Below are 20,041 nucleotides of genomic sequence, written 5' to 3'. Positions count from 1 at the left end.
AAGGATTGTTAGTGTCGTTTCCGCTCGACTTGCATGTGTTAGGCCTGCCGCCAGCGTTCAATCTGAGCCATGATCAAACTCTTCAATTTAAGATTTTGTGACTCAACGAATACTGACTTCAAAACTACTATGTAATTTTAAAGCTATTACCATTCCAACAGAATGGTAATGAATTGACTGTGCCGAATAACTACAAGTAGTTAAACGTATTGGTCACTCAGTTCATTGAAATCAATTTTGTTACCGAAGTAACTGTTATTACGCTCTTTCGAAAAAGAACCAATAACGTTTTGATATTCATCAACGAGTGCCCACACAGATTGATAGGTTTAAATTGTTAAAGAGCGCTAGCGTTTTGTGATTCACATCTCAGTCGCTAGGGGTGCGTACTATACCTGCACCACTTTGAGAGTCAAGGGTTATTTTCAAACTCTTTTTCTCTACCGATTTCGCTGTGTGACTTTCGTCTCACTCCGTGTCGGTGAGGCGGCATTATAGAGAGATTGAGATGGAGCACAAGAGCTTTTTGAAATAAAAGTTTTGTTCGCCTAAAAAGCCACCAGATCCGCATTTTTCGAATAAAAACTAAACATTTGAGACGTATCACAGCAATACATTGGAAAAATGGAAGCCATGAACGTAAGATTCATGTGTCTATTTTGTTAATGGTAGATGCGTCTATTTCGTTTATTAATATGTAGTATTCCGATATGAACTCAAAAAAATCGATGTTGTTAATTGTCGCACTGGCTGTATTAGGCGGCATTGTTTTCTCTCAGGTAGATATATCGCCTGCAATTACCTTTATCCTTGGTGTCTTGGCTTCCGCTTTTGTTGTTAACTTTTCAAGCACCGACTCAAAATCAGATTCAGAACCTAAGGCTTCAACCAAAACACTTTATGTAGGTAATCTTCCATACAAAGCGAACGAATCACATGTACGTGAATTATTCTCAGAGCATGGTGAAGTATTCGCAGTACGTTTAATGAAAGACAAACGTACTGGAAAAAGAAGAGGCTTTGGATTTGTTGTTATGGCAAGTAATGATGTGAATCATGCAATCTCTGCACTTAATGATAAAGATTACATGCAACGAACTTTAAAAGTACGTGTTGCAAATGATCCTAAACATCCTGAAGCGGACGAATCTGAACTGAGCTAAACCCTAACTGCTTTAACATACTATTTAGTGCACTTTCTTTTTTAGGAAGTGCACTACAAAAAACTTCACGCACTCCCCCTTCTTTATTAACACTTTCCAAACCCAACAAATCTTGAACCCGCTTAGCTATCGCTTTACCAGAATCTATCAGCACTACACTTTCACCTAGTACTTGTTGAATCTCTGATTTGATCAGTGGGAAATGGGTGCATCCCAATACAGCTACATCAATTGTGTTTATCATCGGTTGAAGGATTTGCTGTAACTCTTCAAGGCTAATCTCCTCACCTCTGAGTTTATCTTCAGCCATATCCACTAGCCGAGTCGAACCCAACAGCTCTACTCTTTTATTACTCGAGAAATTTTTGATGAGATCGTGTGTGTATTCACGAGTAATCGTCGCGGGAGTTGCAATAAGACCAACCGCTTTATTAGCCAGTAACGAGGCAGGCTTGATTGCCGGGACAACACCGACAATTGGGATAAGGTTATTAGCGCGAAGTGTAGGAAGGACTATCGTACTGGCCGTATTACAAGCTATCACTACAATATCAATAGCGTGACTCACCACAAAACTGGCCACGATACTTTGGACTCGCTGAATGAGAATTTGCTGATCGAGCTCACCATATGGATAAGCCTCGTTATCGAATACATAGATATAGTTGTGATTTGGTAGTAACTGGCTTATCTCTTTATATACAGACAGACCGCCAACCCCAGAATCAAAGACTAATATGTTTTTTTGTATGCTTTCCGACACAACCATTACCTGTAATAAGTTCCGCAGCAATGATACCCCTTCACTTAGTTTTCGCCAATCATCACTCTACATAATGCAAGCTCGGTAGCGTTGATGCACAAAGCGCTCACCTTGATCTACATTTTCTAGTTCTATCTTGAGCTTACCTTTAAAGCATGGCGCTGACGTTACTAAGGTATGGAACTCACCATCTTCTCCACATGGGTCTACGTGACTTGGCAGACTGTCTATTAGTTCAGGCGTGTATTCTTTCCCGCAATAGCTCATGTCTAATGCATCGCTATCAACTGTGACGAGAAAGGTTTCGATTCCTCTATCTATTATTTCTTGAGCCAGCGCTTGGCTACTCTGTCCCAGTAGAGGAAATACACACTCCCAACCCTCAGGTTCTATATAACTTCTTCGGTAATCAGCAATACCATTGCAAAACATGTCGCCGAATGCGACCGCATCAATTGATAAGCCAGACCCTTCCAATGCTGAGACAATCGTACTTTGGTAAATCTCATTGCTCGGGAAAACTTCAGGAAGCTCTATGGTGATAAGTGGCAAACCGATTAATTGCGCCTGCATGGCAACCACATCAATAGGAGTTACCTGGAAAGGGACTTCATCTCCAACATAGGTAGTATAGAGAGCAACAACTTCATACTCGGCACTCTCAAGTAAACGCTCTAGGATTAAGGTAGAGTCTTTGCCTGATGACCAGCTTATGACGACTTTCTTTTTCATTGATATACCCAATAAGAAAAAACCGCCCGAGGGCGGTTTAGGTGTTAAAACTGGTAGGCAACGCTCACGTAATAATTACGCTCTGGTGTTTTATAACCTTTAGCAGTTTCGTACTCTTCATCAAATAAGTTAGCAACTTTACCAGCAACGGTTACATCATTGTCAAAGTGGTAAGACGTTGCAAAGTCAAATAGCGAGTACGCATCAAGCTCTGTCGTATTCGCTAGATCATCATAACGCTTACCTTGATATAGGTAACTCAAGTCGAATCGCCAGTTATTCCATTCATAAGTAGTGTTCCATTTACCACTATGTTTAGCTCTACGAGCAAGTTCGTTACCTGTAGATTTGTCTTCGGTATCAAGATAATCGTAAGATGCTGAGTGATATAATGGTCCAGTATAAAAAGAGCCGACCACTTCGTACCCTTTAATTTCTGCTTCTCCGATGTTTACTTGAGTAAGACCATTGCTTGTGATCATCTTCTCTACATCACTCTTATGAGCAGCTATTCGCAATTCAAGAACTTCAAAGCTAGCTTCTAGTGCTACTTCTGCCGTTTTTGATTCTTCTGGCTGTAGATTTGGATTGCCTGAGTAACATCCCCATGAACTACACTCTAAAGGCCAATATAGCTCATTAAATGTTGGAGCTTTAAATGCAGTACCATACATACCCACTAGACGAACAAACTCAGTAACGTTATATCCAGCACCTAGTTGGTAGGTCGTAAAGTTGCCAAATGAACTGTTATCATCCCAGCGCAGGTTCGCTTCCGCAGACAATTTGCCTACAGATATATCACCACCAGCATAGAACGCGGTATTATCACGACTATCTTTAGTCATTGATGTAGAGTCGTTTTTGACCTTATCTCGATACCAATCAACACCACCAATAACCGCTGAACTATCACTTAGCTTGTACTGGTTATTCCAAGAAACAGAGTTGCGATTTGTTGTAATTGCGCTTGGTGTTGTTCCTTGTCCTGAAGATTCCGCTTCATCTTGGTTACTTCCAAGTGTTATTACACTATTTAGGGAATCGCGCTTGTAATCTCCTACTAGACCCAATGCGTATAACTCACTGTCTGTTTCGTCTACCCCTCCCCAAGGGTTATCAAATTCAACATCGTGTTTTTGATAATAGCCATTCGCTTTCAAGGTCAAGTTTGGCGAAACAAAAATACCGCCATCGATAGTTAAGTATTGAGTGCTATGACCATCTTTATCAGTATCAATAGGGTTAGTACTTGTCGGTTGAATATTATAACCTTCACTCTGCTGATGAGTGGCGGCGATGTTCACCCAACCATTATCATTAGCAACTGACCCTACTGCATTGATATCATATAAACCAAAGCTACCCACACCCGCTTTAACTGAGCCTGTATTATCAGCACTACGTGTAGTTATAATGTTTACCACACCGCTAACAGCATCTGACCCATACACTGCCGCACGAGCACCTCTCAACACTTCAATTCGTTCCACACCATTCAATGGAACTGCAGCTAAGTTGGCGTACCCCAAAGTTGCACTACCAATTCGGATACCATTAACTAAGACAAGAGTATTTTTGGTAGAACGCCCACGTATATATAACTCCTGCCCCTGAGCAAGACCACCTTGGTTAGTAACTTGAACACCGGGTAATCGACGTAATACGTCAGACAACGAAGTCGCTTGAATAGCGTCTATTTCTTGTTTGGTTATAACTTCAACTGGAGCAATTGTGTCGCTGACTTGCTGCTCAAAACGGTTAGCCGTAACCACCATAGTTTCGTCGGCAGATGCTTGTTGGGCGTGTAAATTGGAGATAGGTGAAAGCAGCGATACTACAGCAACCGCTAAAAGGGATTTGTTCATGTTGTGATCCTAAATCGCGTAAAGTCCTACCAAACCACATCTTATGGCTTGGCCGCTGGCAGGTATTCGGACTCAAGAGCACAACCCTTATGGTTACCTAATATTCGACTTCCCACAAAAAGCTATTTGCAGTGTCTTATGAATACTCGTTCTCTTTTACCGCTGCGCGTCAGTTCTGGATTTACACCAGATTCCCTCTTCAGCCATCTATACATCTAAATGACACCAGCTTGCCGAAGATAGTATTGACCTATGAATCATTTGTCTAGTCTAAGATAGTTATAAGCTATAGTTTTCATGGTCGATTTACATTGAATGGCTCTCAACACTGGACAAGCGCCTGTGATTGAATAAAATCTGCGCTCTTGATTTAAAAGCACGACAGCAAAAGGCATAACAATGGCGAATTTAGATGTAAACCCGCAACGCTACCAAGAACAACTGGCAGACAAGACAGAGCGTCTTACTGAAATGTTCTCAGAATATAATGTGCCTGAGCTGGAAGTGTATGAATCTCCAGAACAACACTACCGCATGCGTGCTGAGTTCCGTGTGTGGCATGAAGGTGACGATATGTATTACGTCATGTTCAATCAAGAGACCAAAGAAAAATACCGCGTAGACCAGTTCCCTGCTGCTAGTCGTCTAATCAATGACTTGATGCCTCTATTAACAGATGCAATGAAGGACAACCACTCTCTACGTCACAAGCTATTTCAAGTAGATTTCCTTTCTACGTTGAGTGGTGAGATTTTGGTGTCACTGCTTTACCACCGTCAATTGGGTGAACAGTGGATTCAAGATGCTAAAGCACTTAAGCAGCAATTAAACGATGAAGGTTTTAACCTAAACCTGATTGGTCGTGCGCGTAAGATGAAAATCGTACTGGATCGCGACTATGTAATTGAAAAGCTAGACGTGAATGGTGATAGCTACATCTACCAGCAAGTAGAGAACAGCTTTACTCAACCAAACGGCAAAGTAGCAGAGAAAATGTTGGAATGGGCTGTCGACTGTACTCAAGACAGCAAAGGCGACTTGCTTGAGCTTTACTGTGGCAACGGTAACTTTTCATTAGCACTAGCACAAAACTTCGAGCGTGTACTGGCAACCGAGCTGGCAAAGCCGTCAGTGGAATCTGCACAATACAACATCGCGGCGAACAACATTGAAAATGTTCAGATCATCCGCATGTCTGCAGAAGACTTTACCGTAGCAATGGAAGGTAAGCGTGAATTCCGCCGTCTACAACAAGCAAACATCGATCTTAAGAGCTACAACTGCAACACTATCTTTGTTGATCCACCACGCTCAGGCATGGATGTTGATACTTGTAAGATGGTTCAAGGCTACGAGCGTATCATGTACATCTCTTGTAACCCTGAAACGTTGAAAGAGAACCTAGAGATCTTAAGCGAAACACACGATATCACTCGTTTTGCTCTGTTTGACCAGTTCCCTTACACCCACCACATGGAAGCAGGTGTATTCTTAGAGCGTAAAGCATAAATCTCGCTTTCTCAGCCTAAGACAAACAGCAGATACAAAAAAACGAGCCAATTGGCTCGTTTTTTATTTGTAGATTGGTTTAAGCGGTCTTACCGATAAAGCCTAGCTTCTTACCTACCCAGGCTAAAAGCAGCATCGCGACAATAATCGCAAAGAAGTTTGAACCTGCATCAGGGTGTTGTGCTTTCACGAAAGCCGAGTGGCCAAATGCACCCACGAAGAAACAAGCTAGACCTACTAATGGGATATCTTCAGATACTGGGTTAGTTAAGTATTCTTGGTAAAGCGCTTGTACTGCCAAAACTAAAGCGATAAGCGGGAAAATAGAGAAGCCCACTTCGCTCATTGTTACCCAAGATAACAATGCATCACCACACACACCGGCTACAACAGCAAGTACGAGTGTCTTTCTTTCAGAACCACGGTTTACAGTATTATTTTCATTCGACATTATTCAATCCCGCCTTTTAATCGGTTACGTTCACGTTCTTTACGATACCAAAAAGCTCCTTTGGCCATCATTCGCAATTGCATGATCAAGCGTTCAGCCAATTCATCTCGCTGACGTCGATCTAAATCTAATGCTTCTGCCCCTGAGTTAAAGACTAAGATGACCGAGGCTTCCGCTTGAGTGAAAGCTTCGTCCCTTGTCATGCCAGTCGTTATCAAATATTCGGTTAACTCAGCAGAGAAGTGCTGTATCTCACGAGCTACCGCTGCACGAAACTCAAATGAAGTTCCTGAGCGCTCTCGCAATAACAGTCTGAATACGTTAGGGCTGCTTTCAATGAATTCCATAAAGGTTTCAACCGATGTGCGAATCACACTGCCTTCTTTTACTATGCGCTGCCTAGCTTGACGCATTAACTGGCGCAACAGTAAGCCACCTTCGTCAACCATGGTTAAGCCAAGCTCATCCATGTCTTTAAAGTGACGATAAAAGGAAGTCGGTGCTATTCCAGCCTCACGAGCGACTTCTCTCAAGCTTAGATTGGAAAAACTACGATCAGCGCTGAGTTGGCTAAATGCTGCATCGATTAAGCTGCGACGAGTTTTTTCTTTTTGCTGTGCGCGAATGCCCATTGGTTTCATACTTTATCAATTTCTTCTTTTACAGCCTAAACAGGCATGTCTAATACTCTGTTCAATATAACGCGAATCACTTATTTATATAAGGCACTCTGGTTATATAAGACACTAAACATACCTCTTTGTTCACGTACCGAAGTAAATACGTTCGAAGAAAAAATTTCAATATCCACACTGTCATTTGGAGACATACGACATACCAAATATTATTTTTTCGATAACACTGCGTGATCCCACCGACTCTCTGATGCCCTTTTCATGTACCCAAGAACAGAATCAGTTAAAATCTCGCTAAAGCAATGTTAATCAAATATAACAAGGAAGATATCTATGCCGCACTCCAACCACTTTGATGTAATCGTAATTGGTAGTGGCCCCGGAGGAGAAGGGGCAGCGATGGGATTAACCAAAGCCGGGTTGAACGTTGCAATCATTGAGAAAGAGAGCAGCGTTGGTGGTGGTTGTACTCACTGGGGAACCATTCCTTCCAAAGCACTGCGCCATGCCGTAAGTCGTATTATCGAATTCAACAGCAATCCACTGTTTTGTCAGAACAACAAAAGCATTCACTCTACGTTTTCCAACATTCTGGGTCATGCTAAATCGGTTATCGATAAACAGACTCGATTACGCCAAGGCTTCTACGACCGCAACCAGTGCACGTTGGTATTTGGTACTGCACGTTTTATCGATACCAACACTGTCTCGGTAATGCAAAGCGATGGCACTGAAGAACATTACAGTGCAGACAAATTTGTTATCGCGACAGGCTCTCGCCCTTACCAACCAGATAACGTCGACTTCCTGCATGAACGTATCTACGACAGTGACTCGATTCTTTCTCTTAAACACGACCCGCAACACATCATCATCTATGGTGCTGGCGTTATTGGTTGTGAATATGCGTCGATTTTCCGTGGTTTGGGTGTAAAAACCGATCTTATCAATACTCGTGACCGCCTGTTGTCATTCCTAGACAATGAAACCTCAGATGCGCTTTCTTACCACTTCTGGAACAGCGGCGTCGTGATTCGTAATGATGAGACCTTTGAGAAAATTGAAGGGACTGATGATGGCGTGATCATTCACTTAGAGTCAGGCAAGAAGATGCGTGCTGACTGCTTGCTGTATGCCAATGGTCGAACCGGTAACACTGACAAACTGAACTTAGGTGCGGTTGGCCTAGAAGCGGACTCTCGAGGTCAGGTATCAGTGAATACCAACTACCAAACTAGCGTTGATCACGTTTACGCGGTAGGTGATGTCATTGGCTACCCTAGCCTAGCAAGTGCTGCTTATGACCAAGGTCGATTTGTTGCCCAAGCGATTGTCAAAGGCGAAGCAGAAGGTCACCTAATTGAAGACATTCCAACAGGTATCTACACCATCCCTGAGATTAGCTCTGTAGGTAAAACAGAACAAGAACTTACCGCTGCAAAAGTACCGTATGAAGTAGGACGTTCTTCATTCAAGCACCTAGCTCGCGCTCAAATTGCGGGGAAAGATATTGGTAGCTTGAAGATTCTGTTCCATCGCGAAACCAAAGAGATTTTAGGTATCCACGTGTTTGGTGAGCGTGCAGCTGAAATCATTCATATCGGACAAGCGATTATGGAACAAAAAGGTGAAGCAAATACCATCGAGTACTTTGTAAATACGACCTTTAACTACCCAACCATGGCAGAAGCTTATCGTGTTGCAGCACTCAACGGCCTTAACCGTTTGTTCTAAATAAAGAACCAACGGGAGCATTTGACCACCTATAGGCCAAATACATAAACAGCAAGCCGCGCGCTTGCTGTTTTTATTTAAAGCATTGAATAGTAGGGCATTAATAGTAATTGGATCATGATATTCTAAATACCCCTTTACCTGTGCAGCCTCTATTTTCTGTTCCCTGAACTGAGCTACTTTAGCTAGGCGAGGAATTCTCCCTTCTTCCACTGAGAAACAAACAACACACCCAAGCCAACCCCACGCATCGCCATAAAGCTCAGCATCGCTAGCCACAGTGCATGGTTCTCTAAACCTGATGCTAAGTAGAAAATCGCGAAGAAACTGCAGGTCGCAACAAACATACTATTGCGCATATCCTTGCCCTTGGTTGCTCCAACAAAAATACCATCCAACAAGAAGCACCACATAGACACCAATGGCATTGCGATTAACCAGGGTAAATACACCTCAGCTTGGCTCTTAACGTCAGGAATTGTGGTGATCATATTGATTAAGCTAGAGCCTGCGATTGCGAACGCTATGGTCAGTACTAAACAAATATTGAAGCTCCAGAAGAAAGTACCAATCAATGACTGGTTCAGTTCATCTTTGTCTTTCGCGCCTATCGCCTTACCGACCATCGCTTCCATCGCATAGGCAAAGCCATCCATCCCATAAGAGATGATCATCAAGAAACTCATCAACACTGCATTGGCAGCAACAACATCATCGCCAAAGCTTGCGCCTTGGAAGGTCATAAAAGTGAAAGTCGCTTGTAGACACAATGAACGAAGAAAGATATCGCGATTCAATTTCACGAAACGACTCAAACCTTGGCTGGTTTTCTTAAGCAGAGCCCATGGCGATGGTAACTGTTTCTTCGCCCAGATTCGGTAAACACAAATCAAGCCAAATGTTAGACCGGCATAATCAGCCATTACAGATGCCAATGCTGCACCTTCCACTTGCCACTCTAAACCGATAACAAAAACGATATCCAAAACAATATTGGTGATATTGGTGATGATCACCATCCACATTGGCGCTTTGGCATTTTGAGTCCCGAGCAGCCAACCTAGAATCACAAAATTAGTCAGCGCAGCAGGCGCACTCCAAGCTCGGATTGAGAAGTATTGCTGACCATAGTGCTTAACTTGATCACTGGCGCTACTCAATGAGAAAACTAAATCGGCGACTAGACTGTGTAAAAGTAAAAAGACACCAGCAAACCCTAAAGCCATGGTCACACCTTGCACAAAGACTAGGCCAAGTTGCTTGCCATCATTCGCACCATAAGATTGTGCGGCTAGCCCTGTTGTCGACATACGCAGGAAACCGAGCAACCAAAAGGTCACGCTGATCATTGTGCCGCCCAGCGCCACACCACCTAAATACCAAGAGTACTCTAAGTGGCCGATAACCGCCGCATCGACCAAGCCCAGCAGTGGAACGGTAATATTAGAGAGAACCATCGGGATCGCGAGCAGCAGCACTTTTTTGTGCATCGCCTGATTGGATAGCGTTTGAAAAATAGTTTGGGGATTAAATAGCTTCACGATCACCTCTTAGTTTAGAGGCGATAGTTTAACCTAGTGGGTGGGCTTTCACTATGTTGTGGAATGTTACTTATACCGATTGTGTACTCAGTTACTCGAAATGCAGAATCGCTAAGATTACCACTTAACGAGTACTAACTGCGGCGTTAAGCGCTTTTTGACCTGAGAGATTTTACAAAGAAGTCGCTGCCACAACTTCCAACGATTACATTGCTGTTCTAATGGTGAAAATGACTTAACCCATTGAGCCCATGGTAACCAATTGAGAACACTGTCTATTGGTGAAGACAACCCGTGAGCATACCTTCCTGAACCGAGCTTTTGCCCAAGAGCACTAGAGCTTTTATCTCCAGCTAACACTAAACACGCGTGTGCATGAGTAAAATAACGACTGAGAGACTGAATAAAGTGTGCGGTCTGTTGTTCAGTGCAATCCAGCAGAGCATGTTCACACACCACCATCACTGAGGCTTGTTCTGGAATGTTAAGTTCATCCAACCAAGTTAGGTCATCAACAGAGCCACACTCCAAACGATAGCGTTCATTTTTGTGGAACAGACGTTGGCGCCACACTAGGTTTTCCGTCACATCCAGCTCAACCCAATGGCAGCGTCCATTATCCAAACGGTAGAAACGGGTGTCGAGCCCTGCCCCAACATTGATGATCCAGGCATCTGGGTTGTGAGACAGAAATTGTTGAACTTGAGAGTCGCAAAGTTGAGTCAGTGTTGCGTAGAGAAGTTGTTGCTGATCGAGCTCGCCAGTAAGACATTCAGGTGCGAGTTGGCAACGCTTGCAGGCTTGTGCTGCGATAGGGTCATAAACGAGACCATCATCAGCTAGGCTTTCACGACTACGAAACCAAAGGTGTTGAACGAGATTCGTCGGAACTTGGAATTCTTGATGTGCAGCCCCTTGAACAGAAGAAGCCTTTTGCACAGAGGAGCGCGGCTTAGCTATAAGCGGCTTTATTTGAAGCTTGGTTGGGTTTGGCATCATCATCTTCCTTGTATCTCGACAAAGAAGATGATAATGAATATCAATTACAATAACAAGTTATTGAGAATAAATATCAATAAACTGTTTGTACTTATTACATCCAGTCGGTGTTACGAATAATACCAACCGCAAGTCCTTCAATAGACAAGTGTTGAGATTCTAGATCGACATGGATTGGAGAAAATTCTTCATTTTCAGCGTGTAACAGAACCGTTGAACCTTTACGTTCTAGGCGTTTTACCGTTACATCATCATCGACACGAGCCACGACAACCTGACCATCGCGTACATCTTGTGTTTTATGAACAGCTAATAAATCACCATCCATAATACCGATGTCTTTCATACTTTCGCCATTTACACGAAGTAAGAAGTCAGCTTGTGGTTTAAACATGCCTGGGTCAACTTGGTAATGCATTTCTACATGCTCTTGAGCCAAGATAGGCTCACCAGCGGCAACCTGACCGATTAATGGTAAACCTTGCTCTTCGTTTGCAGCATCTTCAAGCAAAATACGAATACCGCGAGACGCACCCGGGATAATCTCAATCGCTTCTTTACGAGCAAGAGCTTTCAAATGTTCTTCTGCAGCATTAGCAGAACGGAAGCCTAGTTCACGTGCGATTTCTGCACGTGTCGGTGGCATACCGGAATCTTCGATCTTACCTTTGATAAGGTCAAAGACTTGTTGCTGGCGGGGCGTTAACGGCTTCATGATTCACCTGTCTTTTTATACAGTTGACTGTGAGTATATCCAGTAACTGAACAAAAGCAAAGCAATTGGTTGTTTTTAGTTCATTTTTAACGAATTACAAAAACAAGATATCAAGCCACACATAACCGGCTAGTGCTAAACAGATGAAAACCGCCGCTGAACCGACATCTTTTGCCATCCCAGAAAGCTCATGATGTTCACTTCCAATTCGGTCGACTACCGCTTCAATAGCGGTATTGATTAGCTCAACAACCATCACCAGCACAATCACTGAGATCATCAAGATTCGCTCAACTTGGCTTACCTCTAAGTAAAACGCCAACGGAATAAGCACGGCCGCCATGAACACTTCTTGTCGAAATGCCGCCTCGTTTTTAAACGAACTGGTAATGCCTTGCCATGAAAAGCCTGCAGCTTTCACTATACGTTTGAATCCGGTGTTTGATTTTTTGGTCATTTTTAACCCTATACTCAATCAGTCGATGAATGATTTTCCACAAACTTAACGGCAATATGACTATTTCCATTAAAAGGTTAGACCAGTTTCTGGTATTCTTGCATCGATTAAATTTACGCCTAGGCTTATCCCTATTTCACTCATAGGATTTATCCTTTTTATCATAGAAATAGAGATACGCTTCAGCACATTGAAATAACTATTGAGGCAGTGAACCTATATGTCTTCTGGACAATCTTTTTCACGTTCATTAATGAAGCTACCTTTATCCGTATTGGTAAAGGGCACATCAATTCCTTCAAACCCTGTTGAGGATTTGAACATTGATTTGAGCAAACCGATTGTATACGCCTTACCATTTCGCTCAAGTGTAGACATTCTTACATTGCAAAAACATGCACTTGAATTAGGCCTACCTGATCCGTTGAGCAAGCTTGAAATCAACGGCAAATCACTGCAACGCTACGTTTTTATCTCTTCTCGCAAAACTCTGCTGCAAGACGATGATTATGTACCAAGCTCTTCAATTGAAGTTTTCTCTGAATTGCTTTCATTGCACGCTGACGACTCTGAACTCGATGTTCAAGTTATCCCTGCAACCGTGCTATGGGGACGCAAACCTGGTAAAGAGAATAATCAGAAGCCTTATCTACAGGCAATGAACGGCTTAGAGAAATCGAAAGCAGTATTGCTAGCAGGCCGCGACTGTTTGGTTCGTTTCAGCCCAGTGGTTTCTCTACGCTACATGGCTAACTCACATGGCACCGACAGCACCATCGCGCACAAACTGGCACGCGTGGCACGTATTCACTTCTCTCGCCAAAAGCTTGCTGCATCAGGCCCTAACCTGCCAAGCCGCCAAGCTCTGTTTGATCGCCTACTAAAATCAGAAGCGATCAAGAAAGCGATTGAAGACGAAGCACAAGCAAAAAATATCTCGCTCGAGAAAGCGAGCAAAGAAGCTCAAGACATCATGGACGAGATTGCTGCGAACTTCTCGTACTCGCTGATCAAACGTGGTGAGAAGATTCTTGGCTGGCTGTGGAATAAGCTGTACCAAGGCCTACATATCAGTAACGCTTCAACGGTTCGTAAGCTGGCTCAAGATGGTCACGAGATCGTTTATGTCCCTTGTCACCGTAGCCACATGGACTACTTGCTGCTGTCTTATGTGCTTTACCACGAAGGCATGGTGCCTCCGCATATCGCTGCGGGTATCAACCTGAACTTCTTCCCTGCCGGCCCTATTTTCCGTCATGGCGGTGCGTTCTTTATTCGTCGTAGCTTCAAAGGCAACAAGCTGTACTCAACTATTTTCCGTGAATACCTAGCGGAATTGTTCGCTAAAGGTTACTCAGTAGAATACTTCAGTGAAGGTGGTCGTTCTCGTACAGGTCGTCTACTGCAAGCGAAAACGGGCATGCTAGCGATGACAATCCAAGCAATGTTGCGCGGCATGAACCGTCCAGTGACTTTGGTTCCTGTGTACATCGGCTACGAGCACGTGATGGAAGTGGCGACTTATGCGAAAGAACTTCGTGGCAAGCGTAAAGAGAAAGAAAACGCGAGCCTAGTGATTCGTACCATTCGTAAACTGCGTAACTTTGGTAAAGGCTACGTCAACTTCGGTGAGCCGATTCAGCTGAACCAATACCTGAATGAGCACTCACCAGAGTGGACGAAAGACATCGATCCTATGGGAACCAGCAAACCACAATGGATGAACCCGGTGGTTAATGACTTGGCGACCAAAATGATGACGCACATTAACGATGCGGCAGCGACCAATGCCCTGACTCTTTGTGCAACGGCGCTATTAGCTTCAAGACAGCGTGCATTGTCTCGTGATTCTTTGGTTTCACAACTCAATTGCTACCTGTCTCTGCTTAAGAATGTTCCATATTCTGCAACGTTCACTGTGCCAAAAGACAGCGCTGAAGATTTGGTAAAACATGCTGAGTCACTGAACAAGTTCTTGATTGAATCAGACTCAATGGGCGACATTATTTCGCTAGACCGTCACCAGTCAATTCTGATGACCTACTACCGTAATAACATCATTCACTTGTTTGCTCTGCCATCATTAATTGCTCAGATGACTATTCGTCAGCACGGCTTAACGATTGATGCGATTCAAAAGAATGTTGCAGCAATTTACCCTTTCTTGAAGAAAGAGTTGTTCCTAAGCTACGACGAAGATCAGCTTGAAGATGTGGTTTCAAAGATCATTGAAGAACTAGTCGGCCAAGGCATGCTTGTAGTTTCTGATAACGAAGTCACCATCAACCAATCAAACAGCCAAGCACTGATGCTACTAGGTCGTACGATTTCAGAGACACTACAACGTTATTCAATTGCTCTGAACCTATTGGCTGAGAATCCTGATTTGGATAAATCAGACCTTGAGCAGAAGAGCCAAGACATTGCACAGCGACTTGGCCGCCTGCAAGGCATCAATGCACCAGAGTTTTTCGATAAAGGTGTGTTCGCTTCAATGTTCGCAACTCTGAAACAGCAGCAATATCTGGATAACGATGGTAACTGTGATCTAGAAAAGACTCAGCAATTCGCTAAGCTTCTCTACTCAATGCTTTACCCAGAAGTGCGTTTGACAATTCAAGAGAGTATCCACCAAGCGGAGTAACAATCCGTTTTGCGTCGCTTTCATTGCAAGGCGAAACACGATCAAAAAAGGCACCCAATGGGTGCCTTTTTCTTTAGCATTCGTTAACTCGAAAAGCTGATGCTTACCAGAAGGTAATGAACAAACCCACGGTCACTGCCATTCCAACATAGTTGTTGTTGAGAAAAGCTTGAAAGCATAGATCTCGGTCTCGGTGGCGCATCAGATGTTGTTGATACACAAATAAGCTTCCAGCTACCAACAGTGCCCAATAGAAGGTGTCACCTAATTGGTAATGCATGCCTAACGCAATCAGCATCGCTAAGGTGACGAGTTGCAAAGAACCAATAATCAGTTTATCGAAGCGACCAAATAAAATAGCCGTCGATTTAATGCCAATCTTCAGGTCGTCATCTCGGTCAACCATCGCATATTGCGTGTCGTAGGCAATAGTCCACAATGCATTAATCACGAAGATGAACCAGACAACGCTTGGTAGCTCATTGGTTTGCGCAGCCCAAGCCATTGGTATTGCCCAGCTGAACGCCAACCCCAGAAATAGCTGAGGAAGGTGTGTAAACCGCTTCATGAAAGGATAAATAAAAGCTAAACCAACACCGATAAAAGAGAGCTTTATGGTCAGTGGATTCATGGTGAGTACCAACAAAAATGAAACCACGGCTAGCACTAAAAAGAGCAAAATAGCTTCCTTACTGGAAACCAAACCTGAAGGTAATGGACGCTGCTTGGTGCGTTTAACATGACCATCTACTTTACGGTCAGCAAAGTCATTGATCACACAACCAGCTGAACGCATCAACACCACGCCGAGTACGAAAACAACCAAGACATCAAAATCAGGCATACCTTGCGCGGCGATAATCAGAGACCACAAGGTAGGCCAAAGGAGTAACAGAGTACCAATCGGGCGATTCATTCGCGTTAATTGCCAATACGCCTTCGCTTTGGTGGCAAGCATTTACACACTCTCCTTAGAGTAAATGGGTGATGTTGGTAAAAACAGTTCAGCTACAAGCATCGGTTTATGGTTCATCCATAATCGAGAACGACGCGCGAGTAATCGCTCATCACCTGCGATAACCCAACCGACTTGCAGCGCATCTCGCTCCACGTTCTCAGCACTGAAAACGGTCAATCCAAGCGGGACATTACCTTGTTGAGAAAGGTCAGAGTGTTGATGGTCTTCTAATGTGACTCGGGGGATCAAGGTTCGACCTAACACCCACGGTTCATCATCACCCTTTAAAATCACTTTACGCAGTAAGCAATCAAACGATGATAAAAGATGTTCCTCGTCCTGTTGTAGCATTGAGCGTTCTACAACTTGATTATGAAGCAACTCAACAGACAGGTGCTGACAGCACTTACCCAACTTGCGGGAAAGAGAACCTTGCTCCATCAGCCACTCTTTGGTGGTTTCATTAGGAAAATCAAATGTTTCTGTACTTTGCCAATCTACATTCATTAACGAATTAAGATACAGCGATATTGGCTGATTCATACTAGTATTCAATAGGTGACTTTACACGTACAATAAAGCTTCAACTTTCGAACAAAATTAAAGCGTTCTTCGAATTGTAAACGTATTTAGATTTAGACCGCTCATTGTAACAAGACTAATGCGTTTCGAATATCGCGAATAAACTAAAGAAAAGTCACAAATATGCACAAACGTTATGTAGCCCAAATATTTCTTGCGATTACCCTACTCTTTTCAGCATCAAGTTTCGCTGAAGAGGAGTCGGCAGCTAAACTCGCCTACTTCACACTAGAGCCAGACCTGACCACCAATTTTTACACTAAAGGTAAAAAACTGGGCTACATTCAGGTTCGCCTCGACATCATGGTGGCAAATAGTAACGACTTAGCCGCTATTGAGCATCACCAACCACTGATTCGCGATGCAGTGATCGAATTGCTTGGCAAACAAAACGAAGAAACCATAAAGTCTCTATCCGGCCGTGAAGACTTAAGAAAATCCTTAGTTGAGCACCTCAACAAGATTTTGCTTCCAGAGACAGGTAAAACCCTCATTGCTGACTTACTGTTTACCAAATACCTTTATCAGTAATGATGTAAAACGAACCCTAATAAAAAAGCGGCTCATCTGGCCGCTTTTTTGTCTCTATCGTTTGCCTACTCACTAGAAGAGATGAGTTAGCTTCTTGCCGAGCTTGGTGCTTTCATCGCATCGATAAAGCCAATAATCACACCAGCGGCTAGGCCAGCTAAATGCGCAGTATTGGCGATAGCCATAAATGGCTGCATGTATCCAAGTACCAACCACACCAGCATAAAGCCGACAATCTGTCTTGGGATACCTAAACCAAGCTGTGGCGCCTTCGCACCGACAACCCATAAGTAACCAACCAAGGCATACACAACACCAGACAAACCACCGAAGTTCGCCCCCTCAACCCAATACTGCCCAGCACCTGAAAGCGCAGAAGAGACAGCAAAGATCTGAAGTAGCTTGAGGCTGCCTAGTTTCTTCTCAATGTCTCCACCTAGCTGCCACCACCACAAAATATTAAATGCGATGTGCATAACAGAGAAGTGCAGAACGGCATGACTCAGCCAACGCCACAATTGCCATTGCTGTCCATCAACCGCTGGAAAATGCAGGGCATTGAAAATAGCTTGGCCAAAACCGATCTGTTGCAGCGCAAAAATCACCACACACACCAACATCAGGCTTAGTGTCACAGGGCCTGCTTTGGCTTTGATCATGCCCATGAAGCTTGGGGTGTGATAATGAAAGTTGCTCTTTCTGGTCTCTGCCATGTCCCAAGACGCCGCTTGATAGCGCTTATGATTGGGTTCCGACAAGAAACGATTGAGCTCAGCTTCGGTTTCAACCTGAAATTGATCATCAAGAAGCCAAAGAGCAAAACGCCCTTCTCCCTCTGGAGACATCTGAATAGGGATCTGGCGAGAGGCCATATAATCAATAAATGCTTGAGCAAGACGTGGATTGTCTAACACCATCAATCTAATCATTGTTACTTCCTATTCATTCTATGAGGGATGCTTGAAGCGGTTCAGGTAATGAAAGTGATTAACCCGCGATCACTGGAAGTTCAGCACGATGCCAAGCTTCGAAACCACCATCAACACTATATACCTCTTCAAAGCCTTGGTTCACTAAATATTGTGCCGCACCTTGGCTACTGATGCCGTGGTAGCACATCACTAAGATAGGTTGTTCGAACTCAACCTCATCCATAAACGACACCATCGTATCGTTAGTCAGGTGGTAAGCTGTTTTTGAGTGGGCAACCGCAAAAGACTGCGGGTCACGTATATCGACAAGTCGAGCTTCGCCTTGTTCAATGAGGGCTTGAGCGCCTTTGACATCGATATGTTTAAACTGGTCCATGACTTTCTCTTTTTATACTGATTTACTTTGCTGCCATTGTAACCTATCCCAAGGCCAACATTCACATCCACTTAATAAGGTTATCCACTAGCGATCACTTTTACACCATTTGTGGATAAATCTGTGAATTGCGTGAATAAAGTGCCTTTTCAAAAATAGATCCACAACATGTAGTAATGATCCTGATCTAGCTGTGGGTTAACTAAAACATATCCCCACTCAAAAAACCCGCTCAAAGCCTTACTACACCCTGCTTTTAGACAGCTGACGAATAAACTTCTCACAGAGTTATCCACAAAATCACTTTGCAAATTTCGATCGCAAAAGTTGAGAAATCGATCCAAAACAAAAAGGCCGAGATCTCTCGATCTCGGCCTTTTCAAAATTTAGCTATTTGTTAGCTCTACTATTAGAAGGTAGAAACTAGATGCTATTAGAAATCACCAACGGCTTGTTTCAATTTCTTCATCGCATTCTTCTCTAACTGGCGAACACGCTCTGCAGAAATACTGTAGGTATCTGCTAAGTCTTGCAGGGTTGCCTTGTTGTCGTCTAACCAACGTGAGCGAACAATGTGTTGGCTACGCTCGTCTAAGCTTGCTAGTGCTAACCCTAGGCGATTATTAGTATGTGACTCCCAGTTAGCCGCTTCAACCGTTTCAGCAACGTCTGATGCTTTGTCTTCTAGGTAGTAAACTGGAGCAGTATAAGCAGAACCGCCATCGTCATCGTCCATAGGCGCTTCAAACGTCGCATCTTGTGCTGCTAAGCGAGATTCCATCTCACGAACTTCTGAAGGCTCAACACCCAGTTCACGAGCAACCGTCTCAACTTCACCGTTATTAAACCAACCCAAACGCTTTTTAGACTTACGAAGGTTAAAGAACAGTTTACGCTGTGCCTTAGTGGTCGCAATTTTAACGATACGCCAGTTACGTAGAACGTATTCATGGATTTCAGCTTTGATCCAGTGAACAGCAAAAGAGACGAGACGAACACCAACTTCTGGATTGAAGCGCTTAACAGCCTTCATCAAGCCGATGTTACCTTCCTGGACGAGATCAGCCATTGGCAACCCGTAGCCAGAGTAGCCTCTTGCAACGTGCACCACGAATCGTAGGTGGGAAAGGATCAAACCTTTCGCAGCATCGATCTCACCTTTGTAATGTAATCGCTCTGCAAGTCCACGTTCCTCTTCAGGTGTCAGCATTGGGTAGCTGTTCGCTGAGCGGATATAGCTATCTAAACTATCTTGTGTGACTAAAGCCATTTGATACGCTTGGTTTGCCATTCGGTTCCTCATCAATCTCTGATCTGGAGTAATACATCTATTAAAATCCGACAATCTTGAACCTAAAATGAACAGGTTTCAAGGAGGGGGAAGTAATTATGCATAATCAATTCGTCTATACAAGGCAAAAACTGGTTAAGAAGTGCCTATTTTTTGTCTA

19 protein-coding genes and 1 riboswitch are annotated in these 20,041 nt (G+C 43.6%); of the genes, 5 read left to right on the top strand and 14 right to left on the bottom strand.

The window, feature by feature from the left end:
• Positions 1-710: 710 nt before the first annotated feature.
• Positions 711-1,163, top strand: coding sequence for an RNA recognition motif domain-containing protein (locus ATB74_RS22695; protein WP_017061054.1), 453 nt, complete (start codon positions 711-713; stop codon positions 1,161-1,163).
• On the opposite strand, the gene murI is transcribed toward ATB74_RS22695, so the two are convergent.
• Genes murI through ATB74_RS22680 form a run of 3 tightly spaced genes read right to left on the bottom strand, consistent with a single transcriptional unit; the run spans position 1,126 to position 4,526 of the window.
• Positions 1,126-1,932, bottom strand: coding sequence for a glutamate racemase (gene murI, locus ATB74_RS22690; RefSeq protein ID WP_061019805.1), 807 nt, complete (start codon positions 1,930-1,932; stop codon positions 1,126-1,128). The two genes, ATB74_RS22695 and murI, sit on opposite strands and share 38 nt — an antisense overlap.
• Positions 1,933-1,992: 60 nt before the next feature.
• Positions 1,993-2,658, bottom strand: coding sequence for an ATPase (locus ATB74_RS22685; protein WP_061019804.1), 666 nt, complete (start codon positions 2,656-2,658; stop codon positions 1,993-1,995).
• A gap of 44 nt (positions 2,659-2,702) precedes the next feature.
• Positions 2,703-4,526, bottom strand: coding sequence for a TonB-dependent receptor domain-containing protein (locus tag ATB74_RS22680; protein ID WP_061019803.1), 1,824 nt, complete (start codon positions 4,524-4,526; stop codon positions 2,703-2,705).
• 40 nt (positions 4,527-4,566) lie between these two features.
• A riboswitch (cobalamin riboswitch) is annotated at positions 4,567-4,771 on the bottom strand.
• Positions 4,772-4,925: 154 nt separating this feature from the next.
• On the opposite strand from ATB74_RS22680, the gene trmA reads away from it, so the two are divergent.
• Positions 4,926-6,035 (top strand): tRNA (uridine(54)-C5)-methyltransferase TrmA, encoded by a 1,110-nt coding sequence (trmA, locus tag ATB74_RS22675; RefSeq protein ID WP_060983660.1) that lies wholly within the window; start codon positions 4,926-4,928, stop codon positions 6,033-6,035.
• A gap of 79 nt (positions 6,036-6,114) precedes the next feature.
• On the opposite strand, the gene ATB74_RS22670 is transcribed toward trmA, so the two are convergent.
• Positions 6,115-6,486, bottom strand: a complete 372-nt coding sequence (locus tag ATB74_RS22670; RefSeq protein ID WP_004736696.1) for a YijD family membrane protein — start codon at positions 6,484-6,486, stop codon at positions 6,115-6,117.
• Entirely contained in the window at positions 6,486-7,127 is a 642-nt protein-coding gene (fabR, locus tag ATB74_RS22665) for an HTH-type transcriptional repressor FabR (RefSeq protein WP_010438693.1), read from the bottom strand. Before fabR ends, ATB74_RS22670 begins: the two co-directional genes overlap by 1 nt.
• A 327-nt stretch (positions 7,128-7,454) precedes the next feature.
• Here fabR and sthA point away from each other — a divergent pair, with 327 nt between their 5' ends.
• Complete coding sequence (gene sthA / locus ATB74_RS22660; protein ID WP_061019802.1) at positions 7,455-8,855, top strand: Si-specific NAD(P)(+) transhydrogenase; 1,401 nt, start codon at positions 7,455-7,457, stop codon at positions 8,853-8,855.
• A 185-nt stretch (positions 8,856-9,040) separates the two neighbouring features.
• On the opposite strand, the gene dinF is transcribed toward sthA, so the two are convergent.
• From dinF to ATB74_RS22640, 4 genes are all read right to left on the bottom strand, one after another.
• Positions 9,041-10,396, bottom strand: a complete 1,356-nt coding sequence (dinF, locus tag ATB74_RS22655; protein WP_179946938.1) for an MATE family efflux transporter DinF — start codon at positions 10,394-10,396, stop codon at positions 9,041-9,043.
• A 117-nt stretch (positions 10,397-10,513) separates the two neighbouring features.
• The gene (locus tag ATB74_RS22650) at positions 10,514-11,392 is read right to left on the bottom strand and encodes a class I SAM-dependent methyltransferase (protein ID WP_061019801.1); all 879 of its coding nucleotides are present in this window, start codon (positions 11,390-11,392) and stop codon (positions 10,514-10,516) included.
• Between the two features lie 97 nt (positions 11,393-11,489).
• Complete coding sequence (gene lexA, locus ATB74_RS22645) at positions 11,490-12,110, bottom strand: transcriptional repressor LexA (protein WP_019820514.1); 621 nt, start codon at positions 12,108-12,110, stop codon at positions 11,490-11,492.
• Positions 12,111-12,204: 94 nt separating this feature from the next.
• The gene (locus tag ATB74_RS22640; RefSeq protein WP_061019800.1) at positions 12,205-12,567 is read right to left on the bottom strand and encodes a diacylglycerol kinase; all 363 of its coding nucleotides are present in this window, start codon (positions 12,565-12,567) and stop codon (positions 12,205-12,207) included.
• A 220-nt stretch (positions 12,568-12,787) separates the two neighbouring features.
• On the opposite strand from ATB74_RS22640, the gene plsB reads away from it, so the two are divergent.
• Positions 12,788-15,211: a glycerol-3-phosphate 1-O-acyltransferase PlsB gene (gene plsB / locus ATB74_RS22635; RefSeq protein ID WP_061019799.1), complete on the top strand. Its 2,424-nt coding sequence runs from the start codon at positions 12,788-12,790 to the stop codon at positions 15,209-15,211.
• A 103-nt stretch (positions 15,212-15,314) separates the two neighbouring features.
• Here the strand turns inward: plsB and ubiA are convergent, their stop codons facing one another.
• Together ubiA and ATB74_RS22625 are read right to left on the bottom strand one after the other, a co-directional pair.
• Entirely contained in the window at positions 15,315-16,169 is an 855-nt protein-coding gene (ubiA, locus tag ATB74_RS22630; RefSeq protein WP_061019798.1) for a 4-hydroxybenzoate octaprenyltransferase, read from the bottom strand.
• Positions 16,170-16,712 (bottom strand): chorismate lyase, encoded by a 543-nt coding sequence (locus ATB74_RS22625; RefSeq protein WP_164091128.1) that lies wholly within the window; start codon positions 16,710-16,712, stop codon positions 16,170-16,172.
• A 162-nt stretch (positions 16,713-16,874) separates the two neighbouring features.
• Here ATB74_RS22625 and ATB74_RS22620 point away from each other — a divergent pair, with 162 nt between their 5' ends.
• Positions 16,875-17,282: a flagellar basal body-associated protein FliL gene (locus ATB74_RS22620; protein ID WP_048610748.1), complete on the top strand. Its 408-nt coding sequence runs from the start codon at positions 16,875-16,877 to the stop codon at positions 17,280-17,282.
• 86 nt (positions 17,283-17,368) lie between these two features.
• Here ATB74_RS22620 and glpG read toward each other — a convergent pair whose 3' ends face one another.
• The 3 genes from glpG to rpoH form a co-directional block, all read right to left on the bottom strand.
• Complete coding sequence (glpG, locus tag ATB74_RS22615; RefSeq protein WP_061019797.1) at positions 17,369-18,211, bottom strand: rhomboid family intramembrane serine protease GlpG; 843 nt, start codon at positions 18,209-18,211, stop codon at positions 17,369-17,371.
• 58 nt (positions 18,212-18,269) lie between these two features.
• The gene (gene glpE / locus ATB74_RS22610; RefSeq protein ID WP_004736711.1) at positions 18,270-18,590 is read right to left on the bottom strand and encodes a thiosulfate sulfurtransferase GlpE; all 321 of its coding nucleotides are present in this window, start codon (positions 18,588-18,590) and stop codon (positions 18,270-18,272) included.
• A gap of 433 nt (positions 18,591-19,023) precedes the next feature.
• The gene (gene rpoH, locus ATB74_RS22605) at positions 19,024-19,881 is read right to left on the bottom strand and encodes an RNA polymerase sigma factor RpoH (protein ID WP_017055518.1); all 858 of its coding nucleotides are present in this window, start codon (positions 19,879-19,881) and stop codon (positions 19,024-19,026) included.
• Positions 19,882-20,041: the final 160 nt, after the last annotated feature.

It is taken from the genome of Vibrio splendidus (genome assembly GCF_001557875.1).
Classification (GTDB): domain Bacteria; phylum Pseudomonadota; class Gammaproteobacteria; order Enterobacterales; family Vibrionaceae; genus Vibrio; species Vibrio splendidus_F.
This window is presented reverse-complemented; position numbering and strand designations above follow the sequence as displayed.